The 15,310-nt window shown below is 60.4% G+C and carries 14 protein-coding genes and 1 other annotated feature; of the genes, 2 read left to right on the top strand and 12 right to left on the bottom strand.

Features of this window, described 5'->3' with window-relative positions; translation table 11 throughout:
- The 6 genes from H7C18_RS32690 to H7C18_RS32665 form a co-directional block, all read right to left on the bottom strand.
- The gene (locus tag H7C18_RS32690) at positions 1 to 786 is read right to left on the bottom strand and encodes an alpha/beta fold hydrolase (RefSeq protein WP_185133333.1); all 786 of its coding nucleotides are present in this window, start codon (positions 784 to 786) and stop codon (positions 1 to 3) included.
- Between the two features lie 196 nt (positions 787 to 982).
- Positions 983 to 1,360: a hypothetical protein gene (locus tag H7C18_RS32685; protein ID WP_185133332.1), complete on the bottom strand. Its 378-nt coding sequence runs from the start codon at positions 1,358 to 1,360 to the stop codon at positions 983 to 985.
- Between the two features lie 216 nt (positions 1,361 to 1,576).
- Positions 1,577 to 2,557 carry an aldo/keto reductase gene (locus H7C18_RS32680; RefSeq protein ID WP_185133331.1) on the bottom strand — a complete coding sequence of 327 codons (981 nt, stop codon included), beginning with the start codon at positions 2,555 to 2,557 and terminating at the stop codon, positions 1,577 to 1,579.
- Between the two features lie 218 nt (positions 2,558 to 2,775).
- On the bottom strand, positions 2,776 to 3,219 hold the full coding sequence (locus H7C18_RS32675) for an Hsp20/alpha crystallin family protein (protein ID WP_185133330.1): 444 nt from the start codon (positions 3,217 to 3,219) through the stop codon (positions 2,776 to 2,778).
- A gap of 87 nt (positions 3,220 to 3,306) precedes the next feature.
- Positions 3,307 to 3,795 carry a YbaK/EbsC family protein gene (locus tag H7C18_RS32670; RefSeq protein ID WP_185133329.1) on the bottom strand — a complete coding sequence of 163 codons (489 nt, stop codon included), beginning with the start codon at positions 3,793 to 3,795 and terminating at the stop codon, positions 3,307 to 3,309.
- Between the two features lie 37 nt (positions 3,796 to 3,832).
- On the bottom strand, positions 3,833 to 5,371 hold the full coding sequence (locus H7C18_RS32665) for a 2-isopropylmalate synthase (RefSeq protein WP_185133328.1): 1,539 nt from the start codon (positions 5,369 to 5,371) through the stop codon (positions 3,833 to 3,835).
- 99 nt (positions 5,372 to 5,470) lie between these two features.
- Positions 5,471 to 5,701 (bottom strand) — a binding site (T-box leader).
- A 143-nt stretch (positions 5,702 to 5,844) separates the two neighbouring features.
- On the opposite strand from H7C18_RS32665, the gene H7C18_RS32660 reads away from it, so the two are divergent.
- The gene (locus tag H7C18_RS32660; protein ID WP_185133327.1) at positions 5,845 to 6,204 is read left to right on the top strand and encodes an MmcQ/YjbR family DNA-binding protein; all 360 of its coding nucleotides are present in this window, start codon (positions 5,845 to 5,847) and stop codon (positions 6,202 to 6,204) included.
- Between the two features lie 8 nt (positions 6,205 to 6,212).
- Here H7C18_RS32660 and H7C18_RS32655 read toward each other — a convergent pair whose 3' ends face one another.
- From H7C18_RS32655 to H7C18_RS32640, 4 genes are all read right to left on the bottom strand, one after another.
- A complete protein-coding gene (locus tag H7C18_RS32655; protein WP_185133326.1) occupies positions 6,213 to 8,969 on the bottom strand; it encodes an alpha-mannosidase in 2,757 nt (918 codons plus the stop codon).
- A 55-nt stretch (positions 8,970 to 9,024) separates the two neighbouring features.
- On the bottom strand, positions 9,025 to 9,846 hold the full coding sequence (locus tag H7C18_RS32650; protein WP_185133325.1) for a carbohydrate ABC transporter permease: 822 nt from the start codon (positions 9,844 to 9,846) through the stop codon (positions 9,025 to 9,027).
- 10 nt (positions 9,847 to 9,856) lie between these two features.
- Positions 9,857 to 10,750 carry an ABC transporter permease subunit gene (locus tag H7C18_RS32645; protein ID WP_185133324.1) on the bottom strand — a complete coding sequence of 298 codons (894 nt, stop codon included), beginning with the start codon at positions 10,748 to 10,750 and terminating at the stop codon, positions 9,857 to 9,859.
- Between the two features lie 69 nt (positions 10,751 to 10,819).
- On the bottom strand, positions 10,820 to 12,274 hold the full coding sequence (locus tag H7C18_RS32640; RefSeq protein WP_185133323.1) for an ABC transporter substrate-binding protein: 1,455 nt from the start codon (positions 12,272 to 12,274) through the stop codon (positions 10,820 to 10,822).
- Between the two features lie 275 nt (positions 12,275 to 12,549).
- Between H7C18_RS32640 and H7C18_RS32635 the strand changes: the two genes are divergently transcribed.
- The gene (locus H7C18_RS32635) at positions 12,550 to 13,680 is read left to right on the top strand and encodes a GntR family transcriptional regulator (protein WP_185133322.1); all 1,131 of its coding nucleotides are present in this window, start codon (positions 12,550 to 12,552) and stop codon (positions 13,678 to 13,680) included.
- Positions 13,681 to 13,725: 45 nt separating this feature from the next.
- Here the strand turns inward: H7C18_RS32635 and H7C18_RS32630 are convergent, their stop codons facing one another.
- Together H7C18_RS32630 and H7C18_RS32625 are read right to left on the bottom strand one after the other, a co-directional pair.
- Positions 13,726 to 14,553: an SPL family radical SAM protein gene (locus H7C18_RS32630; RefSeq protein ID WP_185133321.1), complete on the bottom strand. Its 828-nt coding sequence runs from the start codon at positions 14,551 to 14,553 to the stop codon at positions 13,726 to 13,728.
- Positions 14,540 to 15,262, bottom strand: coding sequence for a 2OG-Fe(II) oxygenase (locus tag H7C18_RS32625; protein WP_185133320.1), 723 nt, complete (start codon positions 15,260 to 15,262; stop codon positions 14,540 to 14,542). The genes H7C18_RS32630 and H7C18_RS32625 overlap by 14 nt, the downstream gene beginning before the upstream one ends.
- Between the last annotated feature and the right edge of the window lie 48 nt (positions 15,263 to 15,310).

Raw genomic sequence — 15,310 nt, 5'->3', positions numbered from 1 at the left:
TTATCTGGTGAAAAAAGATTTCAATTCCGGGGCCAGCACTTTCATCGATACATTATGATTCTGGCCCGGCAGCAAGCGGGCTTCTCCATTCGGCAGCAATTTTCCGACGTCGCCTACCGCTTGACGCAAAGAAGCCGGGCTTTTGGCTCCGCCGAGCACAAGCGTCGGCACCGAAACGGAAGCGATACGCCGCGCGGGCAGGGAAAAGTCTCCCATGACCGCGTAATCGTACGGCAGCGAATTCGCGACCGTCCGCATTCTCGCCCAGAAGGGCATAAGGCGCATCATCGCGACCGCGAAGCCGGGAGCGCCCATCGTGCGGAGGAAGAACTTGACGGCGGCATCAGGGCGTCCGGAAACGATCATTCGGCGAACTTGTTCTTCCGAATCCGTGGGAGGAGCGCTCGACCGATGCTCGCCCATCATATAAGGCGGTTCGTAAAGAGCCAGTCTTTTCATGGGGAGGCCGCTTGCCGCCGCTTCGAGAGCGAGCGCCGCTCCGGACGACATCCCCCATACGAAGGCCGAACCGCCGACATCCGAGATGACGGCTTCGAGATCTTCCGCTTCGCGGGCAACGGCATACGATGGGGAATCGCCGCTGTCCCCCCTCCCCCGCCGATCGTAATTGATAACGGTGAAGTCCGGCGCCAGAAGCTGTGCCAGCTGCACGAAACCGGGGAATAATCGGTAGCTAAGCGCTCCGCCCACCAGGATAAGCGCCGGTCCGCTCCCGACTTGATCATAGGCGATCGGAGTGCCGTCTTTGGAGATGACTTTTTTCAACATCGTTCTCTCCTTGCCGCTTGAGATCCGTCGGGCCGGCCTTCCGCCCGCATCTATTCAATCGACGAACGGAATCTTCGGGAATCGACACGCAGACGAAAACATTTTAAGTTTTTTTCGAGGAGAAGGAAACGAATATGTTCAAATCCGCTCCATTTTTTTCGCTCCTCCCAGAAAAACTACGACAGCATAAACATCACTTCACCAACCACGCGAACGGTGCGATATTGTAACGCAAGCGCATCGGCTCACCATCGAAGTCTGGCCAATGGGCTCTTGATGCGATGATTTGCATCGTTAGCGCACTGTGCCAGGCTTCGGAATTCGTAGCTAACGATATTTTGTATCGTAAGCGCATCGGAATGCCGCCGAAATCCGCCGAATGGGCTCTTGATGCGATGATTTGCATCGTTAGCTCACTGTGCCAGGCTTCGGAATTCGTAGCTAACGATATTTTGTATCGTAAGCGCATCGGCTCGCCGTCGAAATCCGGCGAATGGGCTCTTGATGCGAAAACTTTGTTAGTCAATGATGCCTCCAACAGCACAATTAACAAACAAAGCTTTTGGGGCATGCATGCCCCATCCAAATGGCATACGGAACTTTGTGCCGTAATCGTCTCCGGCGGTCGGTAGCCCGAGGGGCTTAGCGGCACGCTGTGCCGTTATTGGGCATTGACAAAACCATGGACATGAATCATGTTCGTTAATTATGCCGCCGTAGAAAAAAAACGCCCGGGAGCCGTCCGAAGACGGACTCCCGAGCGAATTCGTTCCGTGCGGAGCGCAGATTACCACGCGTAAGCGCGAGGCGCGTCTCCGCCGGGTCCGGGGAAAATCTCGTCGAGCCGCTGCAAGGTCGGCTCGTCGAGCTTGATGTCGACGACGCGCAGGCTGTTCTCGAACTGCTCCAGCGTGCGCGGCCCGATAATCGGAGCGGTCATCGCGGGATGCGCCAGCGTCCAGGCGAGCGCCACGTTGGCCTCGGATTCCCCAAGCTCCTTGCACAGCCCTTCGAACGCTTCCAGCTGCTTGCGATGCCGTTCCACCCGTTCCGGGTTCCGCGCGGCGCGGCGCGAGCCCGCTTCCGGGCGCAGCGCGTGGCCGCTGAGCAGGCCGCCGTCCAGCGGGCTCCATGCGATCACGCCTATGCCGTGCTCTTCCGCGGCCGGCAGCACTTCCAGCTCCGGCAGACGGCATAGCAGGCTATACTTGTGCTGTTCGGACACGAGGCCGAGCATGCCGTGCGCCTTCGCTTCATACTGTGCCTTGACCAGGTCTCGGCCGGCGAAGTTGCTGGCGCCGACATAGCCGATCTTGCCCTGGTTCACCGCCACTTGAAAAGCGCCCCACAGCTCGTCCCAAGACACGTTGCGGTCGACATGGTGCATCTGGTACAGCTCGATATGATCCGTCTGCAGCCTCTTGAGCGAAGCGTCAAGGTGACGGCGAATCTTGTAGGCGGACAAGCCGCGCGCGGCGTTCGGTCCATCCGATTCGTCCCGCATATCCCCGTATACTTTCGTGGCCAGCACGACTTTCTCGCGCCGCCCGCCGCCTTGCGCGAACCAGCGGCCGATAATCTCTTCCGTAAGGCCCGCGTTCGGGCCGCCATAAACGTTCGCCGTATCAAAGAAAGTGACGCCCGCATCCAGAGCCGCGTCCATGATCCGGAACGCGTCCTTCTCCTCCGTCTCCGTGCCGAAATTCATCGTGCCCAGACAGAGCCTGCTTACCTTCAGCCCGCTTTTTCCCAAGTACCGGTATTCCATAATGTTGATACCCTCCTTATCGATGGGAATGCTTAGCGACAACACTTCCATTATAGAAAAGGATGGGCAAGAATAGAAGAAATGAAAAATTGTTTATCTAGTGACCTGAATGTTAGTAAATAAACGAAGTTTCGTCGATAACGGCAACAAGCCCCCGCCGCCGCATTGCTGCGCGTGGGGGCTTGTCGAGGTTCGGCGGGGCGCCGGCGCAGACTACGTCAGTGAAACTGGACGTCGATCTTGCGCCTCGAGTCCCCGTTTGCCTTCGGCATCCGGATTTCGAGCACGCCGTTCTTGTAAGAGGCGGTGACGCCCTCGGAAGAGACGGGCGCCGGCAGGCTGATCGAGCGCTGAAACCGCCCGTGGAACCGCTCCTGGCGATGCATCTGCTCTTCCTTCACTTCGTGCGTCCGGTTTAGCGTGCCGCTGATCTTCAGCATCTGGCGCTCGATGTCGATGTCCACGTCTTCTTTCTTCTCCAGGCCCGGAATGTTGCAGGTGGCGATCACCTCTCGATCGGTCTCGTGAACGTCGATGGAGAGGTGGCCGAACGACTGGGGCCAGTCATTGCTCCAGAACGGAAAATCGCGGTTGAAGAACTGGTCCATCTCCCGGCGCATATGATTCAGGTGGCGGAACGGTTCGTAGGGAACCAAAGCCATGGGACGATTACCTCCTTGACAGGTTTGTTTTGCCAAAGGATAGATTGTCCCGGGCTCCGATGCGCTATGCGCGCCGGAAGACGGCGGCTAGGCCTTGACGGGCGCCACCTGTCCCTGAGTCATCTCCGCAAGCTGGGCGGGCGTCAGCTCGAACACCGCTTTGGGATGCCCGGCCGCCGCCCAGACGGTTCCATACCGGAACAGGTCCTCGTCGAGGACCGTTCGGATCGGCGAAGCGTGCCCGATGGGCGGCACTCCTCCGATGACGAAGCCGGTCCGTTCCCGCACAAAGTCCGCGTCCGCTTTCGCCAGCTTGTCGCCCACCAAAGCGGAGACGGCTTTCTCGTCGATGCGGTTGACGCCGCTGGCGACGACCAACAGCGGCTCTCCCGAGTGGCGGAGACGGAAGATAATCGATTTCGCGATCTGGGCGACTTCGCAGCCGATCGCATCTGCGGCCTCCTGGGCCGTTCTCGCGCTGTCCGGCAGCTCCGCGACCTGATTCGGGTAGCCCCATTCCTTGAGCAAACTTTGCACGCGCTGCGCACTTTCTTTCAATGCGGACGATCCGTTCATGATCCTTCTCCTTTCCTCCCTGCCATCCGCGGCTCGGTTAACCGTTCGCCGTATCCAGCAGCGCCGCGTTGATGCCGTTCAGGAAAGCGAGCGCGCTGGCCTTGATGATATCGGTATCCATCGCCCGGCCGGAATATGGCTTGCCTTGGCATTCGAGACGGATGTTCACCCGGCCGACCGCTTCCTTGCCCCGCGACAGGCTGTTGATCTTGTAGTCCTTGAGCTCGACATCCAAGCCCGCCAGCGCCTTGATGGCGCCGTACAGCGCATCGATCGGACCGTCTCCGATCGAGCTTCCCTTCACGATCTCGGAGCCTTTTTTCAGGCGAACCGAAGCGGTCGGGTGCTCGTCGCTGCTGACCACCTGGAACGAGTCCAGCTCGAACAGCTCCGTGCCGGCCCGCTCGTTCGTCCGGTGGCTCGTCGCCAGATAGAACACGTCGTGGTCGTACACTTCCTTTTTCGCGTCGGCCAGCGCGAGGAACTTCTGGAACAGCCGCTCGAAGTCTTCGGCGTCCCCCGCCTCGAAGCCCATCTTCTCCACGGCGTTCTTGAAGGCATGGCGGCCCGAGCGGGCGGTCAGGATCAGCTCCATGCTCTCCGCGCCCACATCTTCCGGCGACATGATCTCGTACACTTGCTTATCCTTGAGCAAGCCGTCCTGGTGAATGCCCGACGAATGGGCGAAGGCGTTCTCGCCCGTGATCGCCTTGTTCACCTGCACGTCCAGGCCGGTCAGCAGGCTGACCAGGCGGGAAGTCTTGTGCAGCTCCTTCGTGTTGATGCCGGTATGGCAGCCGAAATGCGCCTCCCGTACTTTAAGCGCCATGACGACTTCCTCCAGCGAGGCGTTGCCGGCCCGCTCGCCCAAGCCGTTGATCGTGCACTCGACCTTGTCGGCTCCGTTACGGACGGCGGCGAGCGTGTTGGCGGTCGCCAGGCCGAGATCGTTGTGGCAGTGAACGCTGAGGACGACCTGGTCGTTCAGGTTTTTGAGGCGGTCGTTGATGCGCCGGATGAGCTCGCCGAACTCCTCGGGCACGGCGAAGCCGACCGTGTCGGGAATGTTGATCATCGTCGCTCCGGCCTTGACGACCGCTTCGACCGTCTGCCACAAATATTCGAAGTCGGAGCGCGAGGCGTCCTCGGTGGAATATTGGACGTTCGGCAGCAGCGTTTTGGCGTAACGGACGGCGTCGACTCCCATCTGCAGCACGGCTTCCTTGGAACGGCTGAACTTTTTCTCCACATGGATGTTGGACGTTCCCAGCACGATATGGATGAGCGGATCCTGCGCGTCCTTGATGCTCTCGTACACCGCCTCGATGTCGCTTTTCACCGCGCGGGCAAGCGCCGTAATCGTCACGCTGTCGCCTACCGTGCGGGCGATCTGCCGGACCGCCTGGAAATCTCCCGCCGACGAAGCCGAGAAGCCCGCTTCGATGATATCTACGTTAAGCCGCTTCAGCTGCTGAGCGACCTCCAACTTCTGATGAACGTTCAACTTGGCGCCCGGCACTTGTTCGCCGTCGCGCAGCGTCGTGTCGAGCACGATGATTTTGCGGCTGTCCGCCATGGTCGTTCTCCTCCCGGAATGGTGGATTGGAATTGCCATGTATGTGAAGCGGGGTTGGCCGAACCCGGACTTCAGCCAACAAAAAAACCCCGTCTCTGCAATAGAGACGAGGTTGAACCCGCGGTACCACTCTAATTCATTCCATAGGGAATGAGCTCATTTCGATGGCCATCACCATCTATCCCTGTAACGGTGGAATTCCGTCTTACCCTACCTTGTCGGGCAGCTGTTCATAGACGAGTTCGGAACGAGCGACGCTGCCGTTTCGCACCACCCAACGGCTCTCTGAAAGGTCCCTTTGTTCCTACTATTTCTAATCACTACATTTGGTTATTTGGTTGTTGGTCATTATACTGCGCTCCAATGGGGATGTCAATGCGTCGCTGGCAAAAAATTGTTTGTCCCGCGCCCGGCTTCTGCTATGATGAACCCATGCAACGCCGGACAAGGCGATGAAAGCGAGGAGTCGTCGGATGAACCATAAGCAATTGATCGAGCTCGGTCTGGGCCTGCCCGGGACAAGCCTGAAATACCCGTTCGACCCGGCGATGCCGGTACTGTTCGTCGGCAGCCGATTGTTCGCGCTGCTGGGCCGGTCGGACGGGAAGGAAAGCGTGAACCTGAAGACGCCGCCGGAGGAAGCCTGGCTGCTGCGGGAGACGTATCCCGGCTCCGTGCTTCCCGGGTACCACATGAACAAGAAGCACTGGAACACCGTCATTCTGAACGGAAGCGTGCCGAACGACGTCATCGAGCAGATGCTTCGGGACTCGTACCAGCTCGTGCGGGCCAAGCTTCCGAAGGCGGAGCGGGTCGGGATCGATTTCCGTTAACGGGCGCTTCAGGACCGTTTGATGCCGACCGTGACGATCTTCGCCGGCCCCACCGGAAGGCGGTACGTGCCGTTCCCCCCGAGCGGCAAAACGGGGCCCGGCGTCTCGATAATGGTGCTCTCGTAGGCTTCCGCCGCCCCGAAGCTTGGCTGCACTTCCAGCGAAGCGGCGGCAGTCGAGACGTTGAACAGGCGCAGGAACAGATCGTCGTTCTCCTCGCCGACCTTCAAGGCGCTGAACGCCAGCCGTTCCCCCTGCCAGCGGACGATCTCGTGATCGGCCGGCAGGCTGCCGGGATGAACGCCCGTCTGGCGAACCGTCCACGGGACCGGGAATTGGTACGCTTCGACATAAGCGCCGGACTCCGCCACGTCGCCGTCGTGCGCGATCAGCTTGAGCCGCAGCGTCATCTTGCCCAGGCACTGCGCTTCCGGCGTCGGGAACACGCCCCAGTCGCCGAGCTCGCGCACGCCGCGCAGCAGCGTCACGGCAAGCGTCCCGTCCGGCTCGAGCGCTTCGTACTCGTTCAAGCCGACGTTCGCTACCGTCAGGCCGAAGGCGCCGTCGTCAATGCTGACGAATGCGTTCTGGTGCTGCGTGCGGCTCGGATTCCGCCATTCCGCCTCCGGCCGGATCGGGCGCTTCGCCAGTTCGTAGATCGAATCGGCCGTGACCGTCTCCGCCGCCAGGCCGGTCGGGAACAACATCCGGATGCGATGATCCTTCACCGTATTGTCGATCGTGACGGCGATGCCGATCGAACGGGCGCCTTTCTCCAGCGTAAGCTCCGTAACCACCTTCACCTCCGCCGTCTCCTTCACCCGCTGCGCCTTGCGGTAACGGAACGGCACCATCGAACGAACCTCTTCCTCAAGCGTCTCGTCCGCTCCGAGCGGAAGCTTGAGGCCGTGCTCGATCCGATAGACGGCTTGCAGCGGCGAACAGTCGACCAATGCAACGTCCGCCGGAAGCCCGCGGGTCGTGATCGGCTCTTCCCCATCCGGCTGCTTGTACATATACTCGTTGCCGATATCGCCGGTGTCCTCGTAGACGCCGAGCCCGTCCAAGCGCCTGCCGCTCTTCTTGTCGAGCAGCGAGAACGTGCCGTCCTCGGAAATCTCGACCCGCACAAGTTCGTTCTCCAGCACCCGATCCTCCGGAGACAACGGATTCCCGTTCTCTTCCCCAAAGCCGTCCCCGCCCTTGCCGCCGGCTCCTTCGCCCTGTCGGTCGGAGACGAGCGCATAGGATCGATAGCCGAGCCCGGGAACGCGTTCCGCGTACAGCTCGACTTCGACTTGGCGAGCCCAGTAAGGCTGCCGGAACTTGTCGTCGGGCAGATCGTAGCCGAAGCCGATCGGAAGCGGACGAACCGAAGCGAGGACGGAACGGCCTTCGCTGTCGACGACGGCGAACGTCTCGGGCTTCGCGGAAGCGGCGAGTTCCCGGTACAGCTCGTGCGGCTCCTTGCCCGGCGCGAAATACAGCCGCTCGACGTCGACCACCGCCTTCACGACGCCGCTTCGCGGATGACCGCTCGTGTTGAACACGACGAACGGGCGCGCTCCGGCGCCGAAGCCGGAGGTGTCGACGCGAGAGGCGAGCGCTTCCGCGCTCTGTTCGGCGATCGCCTGAGCCGTTTCCTGCGACTTGGCGAACCGGGTCATCATCTCGCGGTGCACTTCGTCGACGCTGCAGCCGCAGATGCTATCGTGCGGATGGTTCTGCAGCAGCGTCTTCCAAGCGTGAAGCAGCTCATGGCGCGGATAAGATGAACCTGCCGCGAATGCCATCGACGCCAGCGGCTCGGCCGCTTTCTCGAGCAGCGTCTGGGCCGCGACGTTCGCCTGCTTCAGATAGACGCGCGCCGAAGCCGTGTTAACGAGCGTCATCCAGCCGTCCGTCCACTGGCTTCGCAGCTCGCCCTTTACCTCGTCGAGCCGATCCGGTCCGTGCTTGCGCAGCGCTTCGATATATTCCGGGAAGCTGGAATGGCGGAACCGAACGTCCGGCATCAGCTTCCCGGCGGTCCGAAGCGCCTGCGACAAGTCTTTCTGCAGCGGCTGATGGTCGCACCCGTTCATGAACAGCAGCTCCGGGGTCGAAGCGAACCGCTCCGCGGCGGCCAGCTTCTCCCGCCAATACGCTTGCGCCTGCTCCGGATCGGCAGGAATCTCCGCGCCGTTGTTGTACCAGTTGGCGAACAGCACGGCCAGAACCTTGCTTCCGTCCGGCGAAGTCCAATACATCTCGGAAAATTTCGACGTATGCGCGTTGCCTTCCTGAATCTCGTTGTTGAAGCCGACCGGCTTGACCCCGCGGCCATAGACGGCGACGTCGATCCCGGCCTGCCGGATGAGCTGCGGAGCTTGCCCGATGTTCCCGAACGAATCGGGAAAGTAGCCGATGGGGGCATAGCCGCCCATTCGCTTCGACGCATTGATGCCGATGAGCAGGTTGCGCGCGTTCGCCTCGCTGCTGACCAGGAATTCGTCCTGGAGGATATACCAGGGACCGACGACCAGCTTGCCCTCCCCGACCAGCCGGCGGATCCGCTCCTCGCGATGCGGCATCACCGCCAAATAATCTTCCAGCACGATATATTGTCCGTCCAGATGAAAGCTCGCAAACTCGGGATCGCGCTCGAACGTCTCGATGAGGTCTTCCATCAGCCGAACCAGCTTCAGACGATGCCTTTCAAACGATGTGTACCATTCTCTGTCCCAGTGGGAGTGCGCAATGACGTGCGCGGTCTTTGTTGTCATCTGATCTCCATTCCTATCCCATGATCATCATAATTTACGGGCGCGAGCCCGGCCGTTACATTTTGACGGAACCGACGGTCATGCCTTTGACGTAAGTTTTCTGCATAAAAGGGAACGTCGCCAGGATCGGAACGATCGTGATGAGCGCCCCCGCCATCAGTTCGTTCCACTTCTTGAAGGAAGAGGAATCGAGGTACATCAGCCCCATCGGCAGAGTAAACATGTGCTGGTCGTTCACGATGATCATCGGCCACAGCACGTTGTTCCAACTGCCGATCAGGTTCAGGATGGCGATCGTGCCGAGCGCGGGAAGCGCCAGCGGCAGGAAGATGCGGTAATAAATTTTGAAGTTGCCGCAGCCGTCCAGAACGGCGCTCTCGTAAAGCTCGTGCGGAATGGTGCGAAAATAGCTCGTAAACAGGAAGATCGAGAACGGAGCGGCGCCGTTGATCATCGGCAGAATGATCCCGACGTACGTGTTGTCGAGCCCCAGGTTCGTCATGTTGATGTAGAGCGGAATCAGCGTCGTCACGCCCGGCACGAGCAGCAGCGCGATGAACGTGTAGTAGATCGCCTTTTTGCCCCGGAAACGGAACTTCGCGAACGAGAACGCCATCAAGGTATAGATCAGGATAACGCCGAAAATAACGAAGAGGCTGACCGCGGCGCTGTTGAGGAAGAAGCGGTAAAAATTCAGCTTGTTCCACACGTCGCCGAACACGGACCAATGGAGCGATCCACCCTTGGGCAGGGGGGATTGCGGGTTGGCCAGCGCATCCTGCGAAGTTTTGAGAGCGGTCCCGATCATCCACAGGAACGGATACAGGCATATGACGGCATATACGGCAAGAATGACGTGCTTAACGGGCTTGATCATGGGAGCCTCCTTAAATATCGATCTTGAACGAACGGAAGCTGAAGATGGCGAGCGCTCCCGTGATCGCGAAGGATACCCAGCCGATGGCGCTGGCCAAGCCGTAATCGTTGTTCAGGAAAGCCGTGCGGTAGACGAGCGTGCCGATGACTTCCGAGCTGCCGGCCGGACCGCCTCCGGTCATGATGTACACGTTCTCGAACGCCTGGAACGAGCCGTTGAGCATCTGGACGACCGCGATCAAGGTGATCGGCTTCACCAGGGGCCAAGTGATCTTCCAAATCTGCTGCGCTTTCGTCGCCCCGTCCACGCTTGCGGCTTCGTACAAGGAACTGTCGATCGAGGTCAAGCCTGCGTAATAGAGGATGAGCGTTCCCGGCAATCCGCCCCAGATGAACGTGAGGATGATCCCGATCAGCGAGGTCGAGGAGCTTCCCAGCATCCCGTTCGGCACGGTCAAAAAGTTGAGCCCGAGCCAGTGGAACAGGGAGTTGTAGGCGCCGCTCGGTTCGAACAAGCCTTTCCACACATAGAACATCGCCACGCCCGATACGATCATCGGCAGAAAATAAACCGTCCGGTACAGCGAGGCCAGCTTCGTGTTCTGCAGGACGAACGCCAGCACCAGCGCCACCGGCACGACGACGACGATCTGAACGACCGCGATCTCGGCGTTATGAAGCACCGCGTGATAGAAGTTCTGGGTGACGATCGGATCGTCGCCGAGCAGGAAACGGCGGAAGTTGCGCAGCCCTTCGAACCGGGCCGTCGAGAAGTCGATGCCGGACCAATTGTAGAAGCTGAGCACGATCGAGAATCCGACGGAATACAATCCAACGCCCAGGAACAACAGGATGCCGGGGATCAGGAACAGGTACGGAACCCATTTGTTTTTGGATGTTGCCACTGTCGCTTCACCTTCCGGATCACGGCCGGCCGAAGGTCTTCGCCTTTCGGCCGGCCGCGCGAATTGAACTTAGTTGCCGCTCGCCTCGAGGCTGGCCATCGTATCGTCGAACTTCTTCGCGACGGCTGCCGCGTCCATCTTCTTCTCCCACATCGATTGAATGGCTTGGGCGTACACTTCCCATTCCTTATTCTTGCCGCGGTAAGTATTGATGTCGGCCTGCGATTGCGAATAGGGGCCGGGCTCGGTCGCGAACGAATCGGAGATGGACTTCAGCGTCGGCTGCAGATCCGCCGATTTGCCTTCCAGATTGAGCGCCGGGATCGTGTAAGCCCCGTTGGCAAATGCGACCGCGGCGTCGGGATCCGTCGTGACGAACTTGATGAAGTCGAGCGCGAGATCTTTGTTCTTGGAATCCTTGTTGACGGACAGCATGGTGAGCGTAAAAGGATCGGTCGTCCACTGCGTAATCTTCGAGCCGGAGATCGGCGGCACCGGGAACGAGACGATGTCGTCGGGGTTCATGCCCATCGCCAGCAGCGAGGACATCGTGAAGGAGCCTCCGAGGTCGAACGCCGCTTTGCCGGCCGCGAACGCTTGGTCGGCGCCGTCGATGCTGGTGGACAGCACGCCTGGCATGAGCAGATCGTTGTCGGACAGCGCTTCGGCCGCCTTGACGATCGGCAGGTTGGCCGGGTCGCTCATCTTCGCTTTGCGTTCCATCAAGGCGTTATACCCTTCCGGGCCGTTCAGCATGATCGAGAGCGCCGACCCGGCCCAGTTCTCCCACAGGTCGACGACCTGCCCGCCGAGCACCAGCCCCGGAGTACCGGTCTTCTCCTTGATCGTCTTCATCTCGGCGATGAAGTCTTCCCATGTTTTCGGCGCGTCGGTGGAGACGCCGGCTTTCTCCATCAGCTGCTTGTTGCCGTAGAAGGTGAAGAACCCGCCGATGTCGAGCGGCAATCCGTAGAACTGGCCGGCTTTGAGCGATTTCTGCAGCTCCGTCGCGTTCTTGTCCGAAGCCCAAGAATCGACTTGCTGCTGCGTGACGCGGATCGGATCCATGGCGGTTTTGTAATAGCTGCCCAGCACATCGTCGCCGAAAACGGTGCTCAAATCGACGATCGAGCCTTCGATGGAATCGCCGGCGGTCGCCCACCAGTTGACGACGTCCGGCAGGTTGCCGGAGTTGGCGGCCGCCTGGAACTTCTGCCGGTACGTATCGTCGGGCGTGAACGTCTGAATCTCCACTTTCGCCCCGGTCTTCTCCTGATATAGCTTGGCGGCGGCTTCGAAGCCCGGCGTATACGCCACCTTCCACGTCCAGAGCGTTAGCGTCTTGCCCTTGCCGTCGACGGCGCTGCCGGGGGCGGCAGAAGCGCTGGCGGTGCTGCTGGCGGTGCTCCCGCCGGAACTTCCGCTCGGGCTGCCGCTTGGAGAAGCGCTGTTGCCGGCATTGTTGCCATTGCCGCCGCAACCGCTTACAAGAAGAGCGAACATCGTCACCGCCGCTAAGGGCATCCAACCTGACTTCCTTTTCATGCACAACCACCTTTTCATTTTTTTTGAGAAGCAGATCCGGGATCGGCTTCTTGTATTGACAATATAAACAACATTCATCTTGATGTAAACGTTTATTTTTTGATACAAGTTAACGAGGAATGCTTTATAACACAAGGAAATATCGCGATCATTTTCATACAAGTCGGAGAGGAAACAAGAGGAATACGCACTTGTATATGTTGGATTGTTATAATATAGTTGAATCAACATAAGACGAATTGGAGAACGTCCCGATGGCCAAGAAGTACAAACCGTTATACAAGAAAATCGAAACTTACATCGTCGACCAAATCAAAAACCGGCAATGGAAACCGCTCAGCCGCATCCCGTCCGAGAATGAGCTGGCGGAGCAATTCGGCGTCAGCCGGATCACCGTCAAGAACGCCCTCGGCGAGCTTGTCGATCGGGGCATCGTGGTCCGGCAGCAGGGCAAAGGAACGTTCGTCGCCGAACACAGCCAAGAGGACTGGCTGGCGAGCGTCGAAGAAGCCGCGGCGACAACCGCGCCCAGACGAACGGTCGGATTCCTCATGCCTAGGCTCGACAACCGGTTCACCGCCCATCTGCTCAGCGGGATCGAGGACGCGTTGTCCGAGAACGGATACTCTTTGTTTTTCGCCAAGACGAACGACTCTCAGGAGGAAGAAATTCGGAAGATCCGCGAGATGCGGCAAAGCGGGGTTCAAGGGCTGATCATCTACCCGGTCGAAGGGGAAAATTACAACAGCGAGATTCTTTCCCTGACTCTGGACAAATTTCCGTTGGTGCTGCTGGATCGGCTGCTCAAAGGAATCGAGACGAATTCGGTCAGCTCCGACAATTACTCCGGCGCCATCGAAGCGGTTCAACATCTGTACGAGCTCGGACACCGGCATATCGGGTTCGTCTCGACCAAGGCGGAAGGCACATCCTCGATCGAGGAGCGGATCGCCGGCTATGAGAGAGCGCTGCAGGATCGCCGGATCCTGATCGACCGCAGCCTGGAGATGACCCGCCTGACGTTCGACGACAGCGCCGAGCAGGTCGACAGCCTTGTCGAACAGTTCCTGCTCGCCCATCCGCGCATGACCGCCCTGCTGTCCTGCAACCACAGCGCGCAGGTCATTCTGACCGCGCGCCGTCTCGGCATCCGGGTGCCGGAAGACCTGTCCGTCGTCGTCTTCGACGATGCGGTCGATCCCGAATTCGCGGTCGTGCCGCCCACCGTCGTCGCTCAGCAGGAGCGCGAGCTCGGACGCGAGGCCGGGAGGCTGATCGTGAGCCAGATCGAAGCCGGACCGGGCGAATCCCGTCAGATCAAGCTGCCGACCGGTATGATCGTCCGCCGTTCGACGGCCGCTCCGAATCCGGACAAACGATCCTGACCCGGAATACGATAAAGAAAACCGAACCTTGCGCGAATGGACCCGCTAAGGTCCCGGAGCGAACCCCGCCTGGCTCACGAACAGACGGTCCTCGGGGAAGACTGCCGCGAACCGCTCGCGAATCGCCCGGATCGCGGAAGGGTCATACCACTGCGCCCGCTCGTCTTCCTCGTAGAGCCGCTCCACTCCGAGGCTGCGGCTCCTTCGTCCGCCGCTTCCGTCGCCGAGGTAATAGTCGTCGAGGACGACGCGATCGGCCAGCGGCAGCAGCTTGCGCGGAAAGTCTTCGCTGCTGGGCAGCAACGGCGCAACGGCGGCTTGCGTCGGCACCCCGGCTTCGCGAAGCCGCTCCAGCGCGTTCAGCCTCGCGGCGATCGGCGGCGCGGCCGGCGCGAACCGCTTGCGGACGTCCTCGCGGTCCGTCTCCACCGTCAGGCTGACTCTCGCCCGCTCCCCAAGCCGCAAGAGAAGATCGATGTCGCGCGTGACCAGCGGGCTTCGCGTCTGCACGAGCAGGAAGTCGGGCGGTTCCTCCGCCATGACCTCGAGCAGCGATCGCGTAATGCGTTCCTTATGCTCGGCGGGCTGATACGGGTCCGTGCTGGAAGACATGAAGATTGTCACCCGCCCCTTCGCTCTGGCTGCCCGCAGTTCCCGCCGCAGCAGCTCCGCCGCGCCCCGCTTGAGGTCCACCCACGTTCCCCATTCCTTTTGACGAAACGTTGCCACGGGCATTCGCCTCACATAGCAGTAAGAGCAGCCGAACGCGCAGCCCGCATACGGATTGAGCGTGTGGGTATAGTCGGTCAGAAAGCCCGTGCCCTTGTTCAGCAGCGATTTGGGCGTCTTCTCGAACAGCTCAACGCGCGTCATGGAAAATCACCCCGAGCGTATGCCGTCTTCCCGACAGCACCGTGCTGACCCCGTGCCGGAGCTTGGTCCGGTAGTATCCCCGCGCTCCGGCCACCGGCCGGTTGTTCGTCGGGAAGACGAGGCCGTCTCCTTGCTCCAGAACGAGGGCGTGTCCCCGGCTCTGCGCCCGCGGCCGCTGCTCCACGAGCAGGAACTCGCCTCCCGCGTAGTCGAGATCCCGGCGGCTCAGGGCAATGACGGCCTGGAACGGAAAAAACACCTCGCCGTACAAATCCTGATGCAAGCAGTTGTAATCCCCTTCTTCGTACTTGAGCAGCAGAGGCGTCGGGCGGGTCTGGCCGTGGCGATGGCACTGCTCCAGGAAGGCGGACAGCTCCTCCGGATATGCCGGTTCCTGCCCCAGCCGCTCTTCCCAGCGGTTGGCCGCCCGCGCGAGCGCCGGATAAAGCCGTTCCCGAAGCTGCTGAACGAGCGCCGGCAGCGGCGCGGCGAAGTATTTGTACTCCCCGCTTCCGAAGCGGTACCGGTTCATGTCGATCGTTCGGCGAAAGCGCGATTCGTCCTCATAAAGGGCGACGAGTTCGGCGCACTGAGCCTCGTTCAGGAGACCGGGCAGGCGGGCGAACCCGCTCTCGTCCAGTTCCCGCTGCAGCCCGGTCTCATCCTGTCGGTCAAGGAAGGGGGCGAATTCGGACAGGGACATCGGCATTTCCTCCTTGGGGCCGCCTTCGGAGAAGGCGCTTGTGGTCCGTTCGAT

Origin of the sequence: Cohnella zeiphila (genome assembly GCF_014212055.1) — a bacterium.
In the GTDB taxonomy this organism is placed as follows: domain Bacteria; phylum Bacillota; class Bacilli; order Paenibacillales; family Paenibacillaceae; genus Cohnella; species Cohnella zeiphila.
The sequence above is the reverse complement of the archived record's forward strand: the minus strand, read 5'-3'. Positions and strand labels throughout refer to the sequence as shown.